Genomic DNA, 15,140 nt, shown 5'->3' on the forward strand with positions numbered 1-15,140 from the left:
GCGTCAGTCGTCCAGCAGGAACGGGCGCGCGGCATCCAGGAACGCGCGTGGATCGTCCGCCCACAACCGCACTCTGGTGACCTCGTGCACGCCGCCGCGCAGCGCGATGCCCGGCAGACGGATCGGCGTCGGCTCTTCGAGCTCGACGAGGATGTTCGTCTCGTCCTGCATCCGCTCCGCGTACTCGACACCGGCGGGGCTCTCGGTGATGCGCGGGCTCTTGGGCTCGTCGACGCGCTTGGCGACCTCGACGGAGGCGATTGCGCTCCACGGGATCGCCACATCCACCTCCAGCCCGCTGCGGACCCGGATGCCGGTCGGCCCGACCGAGTGCGGGCGCAGCAGCATGGCGCAAAGCAGCCCCAGCATCCAGGTCAGGCCCCAGATCCCGAGGATCAGGACGGCGATGCGGATGCCGGGCCACGGATGGACGATGAGGTCGAGGATCGGGATCTCGACGGCCGACAGCACGATGAAGATGATGAGCACCGTGAGCACGGGGCGGTGATAGCCGATTCCGGTGCCGCCGGCCTCGACCGCCGGCCGGCGCGCGATCGCGCGACCGATGCTGGAGTAGACCCGCAGCTCGGCGATCAGTGCGCGCTTCAGGAAGGAACCGACGCGCCGGATGCGCGACGGACGCGTGGGGGTGCCGACCTCGGTCATGAGCGCTGCCCCTGGGCGTCGGCGTGGGCCTCGTCGACGAGCGCCGTGAGCTTCTCGCTCAGGCTGTTCAGCCCTCGTTCGACCGCCGCGCGATCCGCCGGCGCGATGGCGGCGACCAGCGTCTCGTTCAGCTCGACGTGCTCGCGCTGCATCTGCTGCATCGTCTCGGTCGCGCTGTCGGTGAGCTCCACGAGCACCGCGCGGCGATCGGACGGGTGCGGCGTGCGGCGCACGTGGCCTGACGCCTCGAGCCCGTCGACGAGCCCGGTGATGTTGCGGGGGCTGACACCGCACGCGAGTGCGAGTGACTGCTGCGTCGATGGGCCGTTGTGCGTGAGCACCCACAGCAGGTGGACGCGGGCCGGGGTGAGGCCACTGCCGTCGAACGCGCGCGCCATGTCGCGCTGGAAGAGGTCGCTGATCTTCAGCAGGCGATCGAGGAGGAGCGGTTCCATATTCATGATGATACTGCATCATGATGTGACTTCACTATATTCTCGCTGTCAACCTCCCGGATCGGCGCAGAGCGCTCGGGTAGAGTGGCCTGCGCCCGACCAGGCTCCGCATCTTCTTGGCCGCCCGACCGTAAGGCAGCATCTCCGTGACTCCTTCTGACGATCCGATCGACTCGTCGAACGCCTCCGTCTCCCGCCCGCTCACGATCGTCATCGGATGCGACACGTTCGCGCCGGACATCAACGGAGCAGCTCGGTTCGCCGAGCGCCTCGCCGCCGGTCTCGTGCAGCGCGGGCACGACGTCCACGTCGTCGCGCCGAACCAGGCGTACCGCCGCGCGCGGGCGCACACCGAGGTCGTCGAGGGCGAGCGGATGACGCTGCACCGCCTGCCGTCGGTGCGGTGGCTGCCGCACGACTGGCTCCGCTTCGTCTGGCCGTGGCGCTCCAAGCACTACGCCCGTCAGGTGCTGGATGCCGTGAACCCGGATGTCGTGCACATCCAGTCGCACATCATCATCGGCCGTGGTCTGGCTCGCATCGCGAGTGAGCGCGGCATCCCCGTCGTGGCGACGAACCATGTCATGGCCGAGAACATCCTCGACCATTCCGCGTTCCCCGACGCCGTCAACCGGCCGATCATCGAGGCGGCCTGGAAGGATGCGGGGCGCACCCTGCGCCTCGCCCGCGCCGTGACCACTCCGACCCGGCGCGCTGCGGACTTCCTGGAGCGCACGATCGACATCGCCGACGTGATCCCGGTGAGCTGCGGCATCGATCGCACGCAGTACTCGCCCGTGGTCGCGCCGCGTGAGAAGAACCGGATCATCTTCGTCGGCCGCCTCACCGCCGAGAAGCAGATCGAGGTCATCCTCCAGGCGATGACCAAACTCGATCCCGCGCTCGACGTGCACTTCGACATCGTCGGCGGCGGCGACCAGCGCAAGCACCTCGAGCATCTCGCGACGCAGCTGGGTCTCGCCGAGCGCGTCACGTTCCACGGCCGCACGACGGATGAGGAGCTGCGCGCGCTGCTCTCCCGCGCGAGTCTGTTCGTGATCGCCTCGATCGCCGAGCTCCAGTCGATCGCGACGATGGAGGCCATGGCCTCTGCGCTTCCGATCGTCGCGGCGGATGCCGTCGCCCTGCCGCATCTCGTGCACGACGGCGAGAACGGCTACCTGTTCGAACCCGGCGATGCAGACGCCCTCGCGGCACGCCTCGCCGACGTGCTGACAGCAGAGCCGACGGAGTACGAGCGGATGCAGCGCGCGTCGCTGGACGGAGTGCTCGTGCACGACATCAACCGCACGCTGGACACGTTCGAGGCGCTCTACCGCAACGAGCCGCTGCCGGAGTAGGCACCATGCACATCGTCCTGTTCGGCGATCAGCACCTCGACTCGCTCGGCGGGGCGCAGGTGTCGATGAGGCTGCAGCGGCGGTTCCTCGAGCGCGCCGGTCACACCGTGACGGTCGTCGCGCCGCGGATGCACGCGGGGCGAGGCGCGGACTCGTCCTCAGGGGCGGCTGATCCCGCGTACCTCGACACGCCGTCGACGCCGATCACGCTCGACCGCGAGTACTCGATGACCTGGCCGGGGAAGCGGGTCGATCGGTTCCTCGATCACGCGTTCGCCTCGCGACCGCCGGTCGATCTCGTGCACGTCCAGGCCGACTTCTGGGGCGCGTTCATCGGACACCGCTTCGCGCATCGCCACGGCATCCCCGTCGTGCACACCATGCACAACCGTGTGGATGTCGGTCTCGCGGCGGTGACCCCGCTTCATCGCCCGGTGCTCGCGGTCCTGAACGCGTGGCGCCGCTCGGCGATGCGGGGCATCGGCGAGCGGGTCCCCGGGGCGGACGGCTGGGCGTATCTCCGCGGAATCGCCCAGGGCTCCAGTGCCGTCACCGCGCCATCCGGCCACTTCGCGCGCCGCCTCGAGAGGCATGACGTGTTCCGTCCCGTCGACGTGGTGTGGAACGGCATCGACGACGACCTGCTCGACCGGGTCCTGGCCTCGCGCGATGCGCGCGAGCCGGGGCGGCCGCGGTTCGTCTGGCTCGGACGGATGAGCCCAGAGAAGAGACTGCTGCCGTTCCTCGAGGCCGTGGTCGCGTCCGGCGTGGACGCCGAGGTCGAGGTCATCGGGGGAGGCGGGCAGCTGCGCGCGGCCGAGCGGATCGCGCGCGGCCACGACGGCGTGCGCTTCGCCGGTCGGCTGTCATACCCGGAGACGCTGGCGCGCATCGCCGCGGCCGATGCCGTCGTGCAGACCTCGATCGGCTTCGAGACGCAGGGCATGACCCCGTTCGAGGCGGCGGCCCTCGGCACGCCGACCGTCGTGTGCGATCCGGACATCGGAGCGGAGCTGCGCGGCGGGCAATGGCTCGTCCCGCGCTCCGACGCTCCGGAGGCCGAGCGCGTCGCCGCGCTGGCGGACACGCTGCGGATCGCGGCATCCGACATCGCCGCCCGCACCGCGCCGGAACCGGATGCCGAGGTCGCCGAGTCCTTCCGGCAGTCGTCGCGCACGGCCGCGATGATCGCGGTGTACGAGCGGGTGCTCGCGCAGAGCTGACCCGCGCGCGCCAGCGCCGTCCGATGGGCGCCGAGCGGTTACGCTTGCCCGGTGACCAGCCCCGTGCCGTCCTCCGATCGAATGCTCTCCCCGAGCCTGCGCGTGCTCCTCTCGCTCGCGGCGGCTGTGGTCGTCATCGCCGGTCTGTCGTTCGCACGGGAGATCGTCGGTCCGATCGCGCTCGCGATCGTCATCGTCGTCATCTGCGAACCTCTTCGACGCCCGCTCGAACGTCGCGGCTGGCCGAGCTGGGCGGGATCGGCGGCCGTCATCGCGGTCGCCTATGTCGTCCTCGGGGTCATGGGGCTGCTGCTGTGGTTCGCGGGGAACCAGTTCGCGCACCTCGTCGTCGACCTCGCAGCCGACGGCGGCCTGTCCCGCCGTCTCGACGAGACGGTCACGTGGCTCGAATCGCTGGGGCTGGGAGGAGAGGCGGCGGATGCCGCGGCATCCGCTCTGGATCCTGCGACGCTGCTCAGCGTCGCCTCCCGCATCGGCGGCACGGTGCTGGCCGTGGCGACCGCGCTCTTCTTCGTCTTCGCCTACATCATCTTCATGGCCATCGACGCGTCCCGTTACCGTCAAGCCGGCGTCGTCTTCCACGCCACGCACGGGCCCGTGATCGCGCGGATCACGCACCTGAACGGAGCCATCCGCCGGTACTACATCGTCAACGCCTCGTTCGGAGCGATCGTCGCGATCATCGACGGACTGGCGCTGTGGGCCATGAACGTTCCCGGTGCGGTGGTCTGGGCGGTGCTGGCGTTCGTGACGAACTTCATCCCGAACATCGGATTCGTCCTCGGTGTGATCCCGCCGGCGATCCTGGCGTTCTTCGTCGGTGACTGGCCGCTGCTGCTCGGTGTGCTCGTCGTCTACAGCGTCGTCAACGTGGTGCTGCAGGTGCTGGTGCAGCCGAAGTTCGTCAGCGACGCGGTCGACCTCAGCCTGACGCTGAGCTTCTTCTCGGTGGTCTTCTGGACCTTCGTGATCGGCCCACTGGGCGCGATCCTGTCGATCCCGCTGACGCTGCTCACCCGGGCGCTGGTGCTCGAGGGGAATCCGGACGCCCTGCTGCTGCGCTGGGTCTCCGGCGACCATACGGCCGTCCCGCCGGAACCCGACCCTGAGCCGGTGCCCGTCCGGCGCCGCCGACGCTGGCCCTGGTCGCGCTGATCGCCCGGTTCACAGATACTGGAACAGCGCCGCTCCGACCGCGTTGATGACGAGGCTGCCGAGCGTGCCGACGAGGAGGGCGAGGCCGATGCCGACAGCGATGCCCGCCTGCCCGTGCGGTGCGTTCGGGCGGCGCAGGCCGGCGACCCCGAACCCCAGCGCGAGTCCGGCGACGACCAGGATGACGAGCGTGCCGAGCAGCGTCGACACCTCGTACGTGTCGTACCCGCCGCTGTAGACGAGCACGTTGGTGGCCAGGCTGGAGATCAGCCCGACGGCGATGCCGATGAGACCGAAGATGAATCCGATTCGACCAGGGGGATTCGCGTGCGCGGCCGGAGTCGGCGACGGGTACCCCGGCTGCGCGGAGTTCCCGTTCAGCACGTACCCCTGCGACTGGGCGTAGTGCGCCGGCTGCCCGGGGTAGCGTCCCGATGCCGGAGGCTGCGGCTGCGCGTAGGGCGGGACCTGGGGCTGCTGGGGGTCGCTCATGCCGCTGAGCATAGTCGCCGATCCGGCCGTCAGCGATAGGTGGTCGTGGACTCGGCGCGCTGGAGAGCGTCGTCGTGGCCTGCCACGCGGGACCAGTCCGTGGCGCGCTGACGGTAGCCGTCGCGTCGCACATCCACGAGGGCCCAGACGAGACCCCAGACCATGAGGGCGATGAGGAGGATGACGATCAACATGGCAGAAACGCTACGCTCGCGTATTTCAGGTCACGAGTGGCAGAATGGACACGGTTCGCTCGAAAACTGCCAGAATGGGCGAAAGCGTGGAAGGGGCATCCGATGAAGACAGTGGCCTGCATCGTCCAGGACGGATTCGCGCCGTTCGAGTTCGGCGTCGCGTGCGAGGCGTTCGGGCTCGACCGGTCCGAGGACGGCGTGCCCAACTTCGACTTCCGCGTCGTCGCGCCGCGCCCTGGTGCCGTCGCCTCGAAGCTCGGCTTCTCGCTCAACGTCGAGAACGACCTCGCGTTCGCCTACGAGGCCGACCTCGTCGTGGTCTGTCCGCTTCCGCGCGAGCGATGGGGCGACATCGACCCCCTGATCCTCGATGCCGTCCGCTCGGCGCATGAGCGGGGCGCGTGGGTGCTGAGCGTGTGCAGCGGATCGTTCATCCTCGCGGCATCCGGAATCCTGGACGGCAAGCGGGCGACGACGCACTGGATGTATGCCGACGTCATGGCCGAGATGTACCCGCAGATCGACGTCGACCCCGATGTGCTGTTCGTGCAGGATGATCGGATCATCACCAGCGCCGGGACGGCCGCGGGGCTGGACGCCTGCCTGCACCTTCTCCGCCAGGAGATCGGCGCCGAGCTCACGAACCGCGTCGCCCGGCGCATGGTCGTTCCCCCGCAGCGCGACGGCGGCCAGGCGCAGTTCATCGACCGTCCCCTTCCGCTGGTGCAGAACGACTCGCTCGCGCTCGTCACCGATTGGGCGATGGAGAACCTGCGCGAGGATCTCTCCGTCGAACAGCTCGCGCACCGAGCGCACATGTCGCCGCGCACCTTCGCGCGCCGTTTCAAGGCGGAGCACGGCGCGACGCCCGCGGCCTGGCTCGCGCGGCAGCGCATCATCCAGGCGCAGCGGATGCTGGAGCGCACCGACCTGGGTCTGGACCGGATCGCCGCGGAATGCGGCTTCGGATCCGCCGCCGTGCTGCGGCAGAACTTCGCCCGCGTGCTGGGCACGACGCCGACGGCGTACCGCGCGACCTTCTCCTGCACGCGGGACGAGTCCGCCGCCTGACGGACTACGGGGCCACGTCGCGGACCGCTGGTGCGACCTCCTCGACGCTGATGGCGTGCTCGGCGGCTCGGCTGACGTGCTCCCACCGCTGCCACGTCTCCACTCGCTGGGTCGAGAGGTACTGGGCCACGTCGTAGGTCATGCTTCCCAGCAGAAGACGCAGCGGCGGCTCGTCACTGTCGACGAGCGTCAGCATCGCGTCGGCCGCGAGCTGCGGATCGCTGTCGACAGACCCCTCCGACCACTGCTTCTCGAGTTCGGCGCGCAACGGTGCATAGGCATCCGACGGGGTGGTCGACGTCATGTTCGCGTACAGGTCGGTCCAGTAGCCGCCCGGCTGAACGATCGTGACGGTCACGCCGAAGGATGCGGCCTCGGCGGCGAGCGCCTCGCTCATGCCCTCGAGCGCGAACTTGCTGGCGCTGTACAGGCCGGTGCTCGCGAAACCGCCGAGTGCGGCGATGCTCGAGATCTGCAGGATGTGCCCCGAGCCCTGCCTGCGCAGGTGGGGCAGGGCGGCCTGCGTGACCCAGAGCGCTCCGAACACGTTGACGTCGAACTGGGCGCGCGCCTGGTCCTCGGTGAACTCCTCGACCATTCCCATCGACATGGTTCCGGCGTTGTTCACGACGATGTCGAGGCGGCCGAAACGGGCCACGGCGTCGTCGACGGCGCGGAAGACCGCGGTCCGGTCGGTGACGTCGAGGGCCAGGGCGAGCACGCGTTCGCGGTGTCGCGCGTCGAACGAGTCGAGGCGGATGCTGCGGGCGGCGGCGATGACGCGGTCGCCTCGCTCCAGGGCTGCGATCGCGAGCGCGCGGCCGATGCCTCGACTTGCTCCGGTGATGAACCAGGTCCGCGATGCGGGGGATGACTGCGGCATGGGGTGACTCCTCCGATTTAGCGAGACGAGACGGTACGTCTCGTTGGAGTGAACCTAACAGGTTGCTCGGCACTACGCAACACGGAACGTCTCGTCTCGCCTTGGTACACTCTTGGAATGGCCGATCCGAACCCTTCTCGTCGCAATGAGACCTCGCGGCGAGCCGTACTCACCGCCACCCTCGACCTGCTGCAGGAGGTGCCGTACGCGCGTCTCAGCATCGAGGGGATCGCATCGCGGGCCGGCGTGGGGAAGCAGACGATCTACCGGTGGTGGCCGTCCAAGGCGGCAGTGCTTTTCGATGCGTTCCTGCTGCTCAGCGAAGCCGCCGAGGGGGAGGCGCCCGTTCTGCCGGACAGCGGCGATCTCCGCGCCGATCTCACGGCCGTGCTGCGCGCGACCGTCGCGGAACTCGACGATGCGCGCCTTGCCGAACCCATGCGGGCGCTGGCGACCGAGGTCGCGCACGACGCTTCGCTGGCCGAGGCCTATCACCGGCAGCTGGACGCGCCATTGCGTGCTGCCAAGCGTCGGCGCCTCGAGGCGGCGCAGGCCGCGGGGGAGGTGGCGGCGGATGTCGATCTCGACGTCGCGATAGACATCATCTGGGGGCCGTTGCTCACTCGCTGGCTGCAGCGCAGCGGCCCGATCGATGATCGTTTCGTCGACGCCCTCGTGGCGACGGCGATGGACGGCCTGCGGCCGCGATGACCGTGGTGGCGCGATCCGATGGGCCGCCGCATCCGGATCCGTGCCGGAAGTCGCTCCGATAGTTTTCCGAAACTCTTGCGATCGAAAGCGCGCGGCCATATCTTTTGTTGCGAACGCAAACATACGCGTCGCAACGGCGACGCGGATGACCGACGATGATGTCAGGAGATCTCCATGCGTCGATCGATTCGATCGCTTCTGGTGGCCACGGCCACCGCTGCCCTGGTCCTTCCGCTGTGCGGTGTGACCGCTGCGAACGCCTCGCCCCCTGGATTCAGCAATGCCGACAAGGACGCGCTGCGCAACCAGGCGCCCGCCGACCTCGCGATCGGCAGCGCGGTATGGGGCCGGCAGCAGCTCATGGATTATGACCGCAAGGCGCCGACCGAGTACCAGCAGGTGCTCGGCGCCCAGTTCTCGTCGCTGACGCCCGAGAACGACATGAAGTGGGACGCGCTGCGACCCGCGCCCGACCAGTACGACTTCGCCTCCGCCGACGCGCTGGTCGCCTATGCGAAGGCGAACCGTCAGGAGGTCCGGGGGCACACGCTGCTCTGGCACAGCCAGAACCCGGCGTGGGTGACCGAGGCGAGCAGGACGTGGACGTGCGACGATGCGCGGGCCGTGCTCGAGGACCACATCCGCACCGTGGTCGGGCACTTCAGGGGTGAGATCTACGAGTGGGATGTCGCGAACGAGATCTTCCAGGACACCTGGGACAACGGCGGCGTCCGGTTGCGCACCGAGGCGAACCCGTTCCTCAAGGCCTGCGCCGATGACCCGGTGGCTCTCCTCGTGGATGCGTTCCAGTGGGCGCACGAGGCCGACCCCGATGCGGTGCTGTTCCTCAACGACTACAACGCGGAGGGCGTCAACGCGAAGACCGACGCCTACTACGCGCTCGCGCAGGAGATGCTCGCCGCAGGGGCGCCGCTGGGCGGCTTCGGGGCTCAGGGCCACCTGAGCCTGCAGTACGGCTTCGACCCGTCATTGCAGGAGAACTTCGAGCGTTTCGCCGATCTGGGGTTGAAGGTCGCGATCACCGAGGCCGATGTCCGCATCCCGCTCCTGGAGGGCGAGACCGGGCCGACGCCGGAGCAGGTGGCCGTGCAGTCGGACCGCTACGAGGCGATGCTCGAGGCCTGCCTGAACGTGAACGCGTGCTCGTCTTTCACGGTCTGGGGCTTCCCCGACGCGAACTCGTGGGTTCCGGGCGTCTTCCCCGGTGAGGGTTGGGCGACCATCTACGAGGACGACTTCACGCCGAAGCCTGCGTTCGAGGCCATGCTCGAATCCCTGACGGACGCGACCCCGGGCACGTCTCCGCGTCGCTGACCCCGTCACCCCTGGGTTCGTGTCACTTCGTCTGCTTCGATTCCGCCGATTTCGGGCACCCGGAGTGACACGAACTCACTCCGGGGTCCAGTGACCGGGGCGGGGAAGTGCCTGGTCGTGCACCTGCACGCCGGCATCCGACACCGTCGCCGTGCAGAACAGCAGCGATTGCGTCGGATAGCCGTGCGGTCGGTTGTCGCGGATGATCGCGCGGTCGTCCTCCGCCGGCAGCTGGGCCGTCTCGGCGAGCAGGCCGACCCAGGCATCCGGCTCCGTCGCACGGAACCGAGGCAGCCAGGCTGCGATGCGCGGCGTTCCGGGGTCGTCGAGATCGTCATGGGCGATCATGTGCACGCCGCGGGCGATCGGCGTCTCGCGCAGCGCGATGCCGTCCCACGAGATCACACGCGCCGCATCCGGAGTCGCCTCGAGCAGGTTGAAACCGTGCATCCGCGGGGTGCCGGCGGGCGACCGGCCCGTCACCGACTCCAGGGCGAGCGATCCGCGGGAGGCGGCGTCCGGCAGATCGAGGACGTCGGCGCGATTGAGCAGCACGGCCAGGCGGTGCTCCGCCGGGTTCACCGCGAGCCAGGCTCCGCCCGCGCGTCGATCGCGGATGCCGACCGCACCGGGGTACTCGTCCGGCCACCACGCGCCGACGTGATCCCAGGCGCGCTGCGGATCTTCATCGCGTACGGCCAGCAGGCGTGAACTTCCGGCATCCGCCACATCGATCACCACGGTGCACACGTTGGCCAGCCTATCCGCGCGCGAAGGCCGGCGGCCCGTCCGCGCACCGAACCGGCCCACGAGAGGCTGCGCGTCGGGGAGAATCGACGCATGAACATCGTGGTCGGCGTGACGGGCGGCATCGCCGCGTACAAGGCAGTGCACCTGGTGCGGCTGCTGATCAAGAACGGGCACGACGTGACGGTGATCCCCACTGAGGATGCGCTGCGCTTCGTCGGGATGCCGACCTGGGAGGCGATCAGCCGCAATCCCGTCACCACCAGCGTCCACGAGGACGTCGCCCGTGTCCGCCATGTCGCCCTCGGCCAGGAGGCGGACCTCGTCATCGTGGCGCCGGCCACCGCGAACACGATCGCCAAGATGGCCGCCGGCCTTGCCGACGACCTGCTCGGCACGACCCTGCTCGCCACGACGGCCCCGGTCGTGATCGCTCCGGCGATGCACACCGAGATGTGGCGGCATCCGGCGACGCAGGCCAACATCGCCACGCTGCGCGAGCGCGGCCTGCGGATCGCCGGACCCGGCGACGGCGAGCTCACCGGAGGCGACTCGGGTCCTGGGCGGATGCTCGAGCCGGAGGAGATCCTGAATGCGGCACTGGCCGCCGTCCGACCGCAGGATCTCGTCGGCGTCCGGGTCGTCGTGTCCACAGGGGGCACGCGCGAACCGCTCGATCCGGTGCGGTTCCTCGGCAACCGTTCGAGCGGCAGACAGGGCACGGCTCTCGCCGTGGCCGCAGCCGATCGCGGTGCCGACGTGGTGCTGGTCGCCGCGAACGTCGCCGGCGACGTGCTGGCGGATGCGGTGCGCCTCGGCATCCGGATCGAGCGCGTCGGCACCGCAGCCGATCTGGGCGACGCGATGCGCCGGGCGGCCGCAGAGTCCGAGGTGCTCGTGATGGCGGCGGCCGTCGCCGACTACCGGCCCGCGGAGAAGGCCGAACGCAAGCTCACCAAGGAGTCCGGAACGCTCGAGCGCATCGAGCTCGTCGAGAACGAGGACATCGTCGCGGGTCTCGCGGCCGACCGGCACGCCGGCCGGCTCGTGGTCGCGTTCGCCGCGGAGACGCCGCAGGACGAGCACGAGATGCTCGAGCGCGCTCGCCGCAAGCGCGAACGCAAGGGCGTCGACCTGCTGGTCGTGAACGAGGTCGGCTGGGAGCAGGGCTTCGAATCGGCGGACAACACGGTGCAGATCGTCGCGGCGGAGGGTGTCGTCGGCGCGGCATCCGGAACCAAGAGGCAGGTCGCGGATGCCGTGTGGGATGCCGTGGTCGCCGCGCGCCGACCCTGAGCGGCAGAACATGTCGCGGCGCTCTTCCTGTTCGCCGTGCGCGTCCGGCAGAATCGCAGCATGACCCAGACGACCAGGCAGCGGCGAGACGTGTTCGACGTCATCGCGGTCTTCGTGCTGTCGATCACCGCCGTGCTCACGGCGTGGTGCGGCTTCGAATCCTCCAAGTGGGGCGGCGACATGTCGATCGCTTTCAGTGAGGCATCCGGCGCGCGCATCCAGTCCGGTGTGGCCGACGGGACGGCCCGCGACGCCCGCCAGTACGACCTCACGATCTGGACGGAGTGGGTCCTCGCGGACCGCGCTCAGGATGCCGAGCTGACCGCGTACATCGAGGAGCGGTTCAGCCCCGAGTTCCATGTCGCCTTCGATGCCTGGCAGGAGGGTGGGCGCGAAGAACGCGGACCCTTCGTCATGCCCGAGTACGTGCCGCCGGGAAGCGAGGAGGCGACGGCGCTGTCGGAGCGCGCCGACGCCCGTTTCGCGGATGCCCTCGAGAGCAACCAGCGCGGCGACAACTACACCCTGCTCACGGTGCTGTTCGCCCTGGTGCTGTTCCTCACGGCGATGTCCCAACGCGATCTGGTGATGTGGGTGCGTTGGGCGCTGCTCGGTCTGGCCGTCGTCGTCGGAGTGACAGGGGCGATCATCATGCTCACCTTCCCGATCCTGATCTGACCGAACTGGCCCCGAGCGCGTCGATCCTGGTAAAGTTGAGTCAAGCCAACTCAACTTTCATGAAGGAGTCTCCGCAGGAGGAACGATGACCAACCCCGCACAGGAAGACCAGCAGTCCGCTCTCGAGCAGTTCGGGATCAACCTCACCGACCGCGCCAGGCAGGGAAAGCTCGACCCGGTGATCGGTCGCGACAGCGAGATCCGCCGTGTCAGCCAGGTGCTCACCCGTCGCACCAAGAACAACCCGGTGCTGATCGGCGAGCCCGGCGTCGGAAAGACCGCCGTGGTCGAAGGGCTCGCCCAGCGCATCGTCGCGGGCGACGTGGCGGAGTCGCTCAAGGACAAGGAGCTGGTCACGCTCGACATCTCCGCCCTGGTGGCCGGTGCGATGTATCGCGGGCAGTTCGAGGAACGCCTGAAGCAGGTCCTCAAGGAGATCACCGAGTCCGACGGCAAGGTCATCACCTTCATCGACGAGCTGCACGTCCTCATGGGCGCCGGCGGCGGGGAGGGATCGGTCGCGGCATCCAACATGCTGAAGCCGATGCTGGCCCGCGGGGAGCTGCGCATGATCGGCGCGACCACCTTGAACGAGTACCGCGAGTTCATCGAGAAGGATGCCGCGCTCGAGCGCCGCTTCCAGCAGGTGTACGTCGGCGAACCGACGGTCGAGGACACCATCGCGATCCTCCGCGGGCTCAAGGGGCGGTACGAGGCGCACCACGGGGTCACGATCGCCGACAGCGCCCTCGTCGCGGCCGCGGCCCTGTCGAATCGCTACCTTCCCAGCCGGCAGCTGCCGGACAAGGCGATCGACCTCGTCGACGAGTCGATGTCGCGTCTGAAGATGGAGATCGACTCCTCGCCCGTCGAGATCGATCAGCTCAAGCGTCAGGTCGACCGGCTCAAGCTCGAAGAGCTCGCCCTCAAGAAGGAGAAGGATGCCGCCTCGAAGGAGCGCCTGGGCGCCCTGCGAGAGCACCTGGTCGAACTCGAGAAGGAGCTGGCCGTCCTCGAGGAGCGCTGGGCGCGGGAGCGTCAGAGCCTGAACCGCGTCGGCGACCTCAAGAAGCAGCTCGACGATGCCGTCACGCAGCGCGACCTGGCCATGCGCCAGGCCGACTACACCAAGGCGTCCAAGCTCGAGTACGAGACGATCAAGCGCCTGGAGCGCGACATCGCCGAAGCCGAGCAGGCCGAGGCGACTGCCTCGACCGAGCCGCGCATGGTCAACGAGCAGGTCACCGAGGAGGACATCGCGGCGGTCATCGCGGCGTGGACGGGCATTCCCGTCGGCCGCCTCCTGCAGGGCGAGAGCGAGAAGCTGCTGCATCTGGAGTCCGAGCTCGGCAAGCGCCTGGTCGGGCAGAAGGAAGCGGTGAAGGCGGTGTCCGATGCTGTGCGTCGTTCACGCGCGGGCATCAGCGATCCAGGACGCCCGACCGGCTCCTTCCTCTTCCTCGGGCCGACCGGTGTCGGCAAGACCGAGCTGGCGAAGGCGCTCGCCGAGTTCCTGTTCGACGACGAGCGCGCCATGGTGCGCATCGACATGTCCGAGTACGGGGAGAAGCACTCCGTGTCCCGTCTGGTCGGTGCCCCTCCGGGGTACATCGGGTACGAGCAGGGCGGCCAGCTCACCGAGGCCGTCCGGCGGCGCCCCTACAGCGTCGTGCTGCTCGACGAGGTCGAGAAGGCCCACCCCGAGGTGTTCGACATCCTCCTGCAGGTGCTCGACGACGGCCGCCTCACCGACGGGCAGGGGCGGACGGTCGACTTCACGAACGTCATCCTGGTGCTGACCTCGAACCTCGGCTCGCCGATCCTGATCGACCCGACGCTGTCGCCCGAGGTGAAGCGCGAGCAGGTGATGGGTCTGGTGCGGCAGGCGTTCCGGCCGGAGTTCCTGAACCGCCTCGACGACATCGTCATGTTCCAGGCGCTCAGCGAGGACGACCTCGCCCAGATCGTCGAGCTCACGGTCGATCAGCTGCAGGCTCGCCTGCACGAACGTCGGCTGAGTCTCGCCGTGACCCCGGATGCGCGCTCGTGGCTGGCCGAACGCGGCTACGACCCGCTGTTCGGAGCTCGTCCGCTGCGCCGGCTCATCCAGTCCGAGGTGCAGAACAAGCTGGCCACGGCGCTGCTGTCCGGCGGCGTGCGCGATGGCGACACCGTGCGAGTGGATGTCGCGGCTGATGGGTCGGGACTGGTGCTGACCTCGGCGAGCTGACCGATCTTCTCGGAGGGCGGGCGCGTCGTCGCGGGCGACTCAACGTCGCTGATCGCGCGAGCGGATCTCGACGGCGGTGCGGAGCACGCCGGGTATGAGCAGGCGGTGCACCGCGGAAAGCGGTGGCCACACGATGCGAGCCGCAGCCCGGTCGTAGCGCACGAAGGTGGACAGCGAGACCCCGCCCTCGAAGGTTCTCACCACGAGTTCGGCGCTGAGGAACCAGGATGCGGCTTCGAGTCGGACCCAGCGCTCGCTCGCTGCCGCGATTCGCCATCCGGCGACGGTCCGCGGCGATCGACCGCGACGGAGCCTGATGCCGAGCAGGCCGCGCCAGATGAACTGCTGCGCCGGACCCGGGACGTCGCCGAACATCGCCCTGGCCCATTGCTCAGGGGAGGCCACGACGCCGGTCGCGAGCGAGAACGCGTCGGCGTAGTCCGCGTCGGAGAGCGCGCTCGCAGCTCGATCGGCCCCCGGTATCGCGGACACCCCGACGAGGGCGGTCGCATCCGATGTCGAGGGCTCGCGGGCGCCGTTGCGCAGTCCCATGTCCGACACCTCCCCGTCGTTATACGTCGGCGTATGACGGTGACTCTAGCAGTGGTTGTACGCTTGCGTA

The 15,140-nt window shown here is 69.1% G+C and carries 16 protein-coding genes; 9 read left to right on the forward strand and 7 right to left on the reverse strand.

Going from position 1 to position 15,140, the window contains the following annotated elements:
• Nucleotides 1-3: 3 nt before the first annotated feature.
• Both ACFCYE_RS03170 and ACFCYE_RS03175 read right to left on the reverse strand, forming a co-directional pair.
• Complete coding sequence (locus tag ACFCYE_RS03170; protein WP_376176179.1) at nucleotides 4-666, reverse strand: hypothetical protein; 663 nt, start codon at nucleotides 664-666, stop codon at nucleotides 4-6.
• On the reverse strand, nucleotides 663-1,121 hold the full coding sequence (locus tag ACFCYE_RS03175; RefSeq protein ID WP_376176180.1) for a MarR family winged helix-turn-helix transcriptional regulator: 459 nt from the start codon (nucleotides 1,119-1,121) through the stop codon (nucleotides 663-665). Before ACFCYE_RS03175 ends, ACFCYE_RS03170 begins: the two co-directional genes overlap by 4 nt.
• Before the next feature lie 140 nt (nucleotides 1,122-1,261).
• Between ACFCYE_RS03175 and ACFCYE_RS03180 the strand changes: the two genes are divergently transcribed.
• From ACFCYE_RS03180 to ACFCYE_RS03190, 3 genes are read left to right on the forward strand one after another with little or no spacing between them, the layout of a single operon-like run.
• Complete coding sequence (locus ACFCYE_RS03180) at nucleotides 1,262-2,482, forward strand: glycosyltransferase (protein WP_376177126.1); 1,221 nt, start codon at nucleotides 1,262-1,264, stop codon at nucleotides 2,480-2,482.
• A 5-nt stretch (nucleotides 2,483-2,487) separates the two neighbouring features.
• Entirely contained in the window at nucleotides 2,488-3,705 is a 1,218-nt protein-coding gene (locus ACFCYE_RS03185) for a glycosyltransferase family 4 protein (protein ID WP_376176181.1), read from the forward strand.
• Nucleotides 3,706-3,756: 51 nt separating this feature from the next.
• Nucleotides 3,757-4,881, forward strand: a complete 1,125-nt coding sequence (locus tag ACFCYE_RS03190; RefSeq protein WP_376176183.1) for an AI-2E family transporter — start codon at nucleotides 3,757-3,759, stop codon at nucleotides 4,879-4,881.
• 9 nt (nucleotides 4,882-4,890) lie between these two features.
• On the opposite strand, the gene ACFCYE_RS03195 is transcribed toward ACFCYE_RS03190, so the two are convergent.
• Complete coding sequence (locus tag ACFCYE_RS03195; RefSeq protein WP_376176185.1) at nucleotides 4,891-5,373, reverse strand: hypothetical protein; 483 nt, start codon at nucleotides 5,371-5,373, stop codon at nucleotides 4,891-4,893.
• Nucleotides 5,374-5,402: 29 nt separating this feature from the next.
• Complete coding sequence (locus ACFCYE_RS03200) at nucleotides 5,403-5,567, reverse strand: hypothetical protein (RefSeq protein ID WP_376176188.1); 165 nt, start codon at nucleotides 5,565-5,567, stop codon at nucleotides 5,403-5,405.
• Between the two features lie 102 nt (nucleotides 5,568-5,669).
• Between ACFCYE_RS03200 and ACFCYE_RS03205 the strand changes: the two genes are divergently transcribed.
• Nucleotides 5,670-6,638 carry a GlxA family transcriptional regulator gene (locus ACFCYE_RS03205; RefSeq protein ID WP_376176191.1) on the forward strand — a complete coding sequence of 323 codons (969 nt, stop codon included), beginning with the start codon at nucleotides 5,670-5,672 and terminating at the stop codon, nucleotides 6,636-6,638.
• Between the two features lie 4 nt (nucleotides 6,639-6,642).
• On the opposite strand, the gene ACFCYE_RS03210 is transcribed toward ACFCYE_RS03205, so the two are convergent.
• Entirely contained in the window at nucleotides 6,643-7,521 is an 879-nt protein-coding gene (locus ACFCYE_RS03210; RefSeq protein WP_376176193.1) for an SDR family oxidoreductase, read from the reverse strand.
• Between the two features lie 117 nt (nucleotides 7,522-7,638).
• On the opposite strand from ACFCYE_RS03210, the gene ACFCYE_RS03215 reads away from it, so the two are divergent.
• Both ACFCYE_RS03215 and ACFCYE_RS03220 read left to right on the forward strand, forming a co-directional pair.
• The gene (locus tag ACFCYE_RS03215) at nucleotides 7,639-8,232 is read left to right on the forward strand and encodes a TetR/AcrR family transcriptional regulator (RefSeq protein ID WP_376176195.1); all 594 of its coding nucleotides are present in this window, start codon (nucleotides 7,639-7,641) and stop codon (nucleotides 8,230-8,232) included.
• Between the two features lie 174 nt (nucleotides 8,233-8,406).
• Nucleotides 8,407-9,567, forward strand: a complete 1,161-nt coding sequence (locus ACFCYE_RS03220; protein WP_376176198.1) for an endo-1,4-beta-xylanase — start codon at nucleotides 8,407-8,409, stop codon at nucleotides 9,565-9,567.
• 75 nt (nucleotides 9,568-9,642) lie between these two features.
• Here the strand turns inward: ACFCYE_RS03220 and ACFCYE_RS03225 are convergent, their stop codons facing one another.
• Nucleotides 9,643-10,317: an NRDE family protein gene (locus tag ACFCYE_RS03225; RefSeq protein ID WP_376176201.1), complete on the reverse strand. Its 675-nt coding sequence runs from the start codon at nucleotides 10,315-10,317 to the stop codon at nucleotides 9,643-9,645.
• Nucleotides 10,318-10,407: 90 nt separating this feature from the next.
• Here ACFCYE_RS03225 and coaBC point away from each other — a divergent pair, with 90 nt between their 5' ends.
• The 3 genes from coaBC (at nucleotide 10,408) to ACFCYE_RS03240 (ending at nucleotide 14,518) form a co-directional block, all read left to right on the forward strand.
• Nucleotides 10,408-11,610 (forward strand): bifunctional phosphopantothenoylcysteine decarboxylase/phosphopantothenate--cysteine ligase CoaBC, encoded by a 1,203-nt coding sequence (coaBC, locus tag ACFCYE_RS03230; protein ID WP_376176202.1) that lies wholly within the window; start codon nucleotides 10,408-10,410, stop codon nucleotides 11,608-11,610.
• 60 nt (nucleotides 11,611-11,670) lie between these two features.
• A complete protein-coding gene (locus tag ACFCYE_RS03235; RefSeq protein ID WP_376176204.1) occupies nucleotides 11,671-12,288 on the forward strand; it encodes a hypothetical protein in 618 nt (205 codons plus the stop codon).
• Nucleotides 12,289-12,373: 85 nt separating this feature from the next.
• A complete protein-coding gene (locus ACFCYE_RS03240; protein WP_376176205.1) occupies nucleotides 12,374-14,518 on the forward strand; it encodes an ATP-dependent Clp protease ATP-binding subunit in 2,145 nt (714 codons plus the stop codon).
• Nucleotides 14,519-14,557: 39 nt separating this feature from the next.
• Here ACFCYE_RS03240 and ACFCYE_RS03245 read toward each other — a convergent pair whose 3' ends face one another.
• A complete protein-coding gene (locus ACFCYE_RS03245) occupies nucleotides 14,558-15,070 on the reverse strand; it encodes a hypothetical protein (RefSeq protein WP_376176207.1) in 513 nt (170 codons plus the stop codon).
• Nucleotides 15,071-15,140: the final 70 nt, after the last annotated feature.

Source organism: Microbacterium sp. NPDC056234 (assembly GCF_042267585.1).
Lineage (GTDB): Bacteria > Actinomycetota > Actinomycetes > Actinomycetales > Microbacteriaceae > Microbacterium.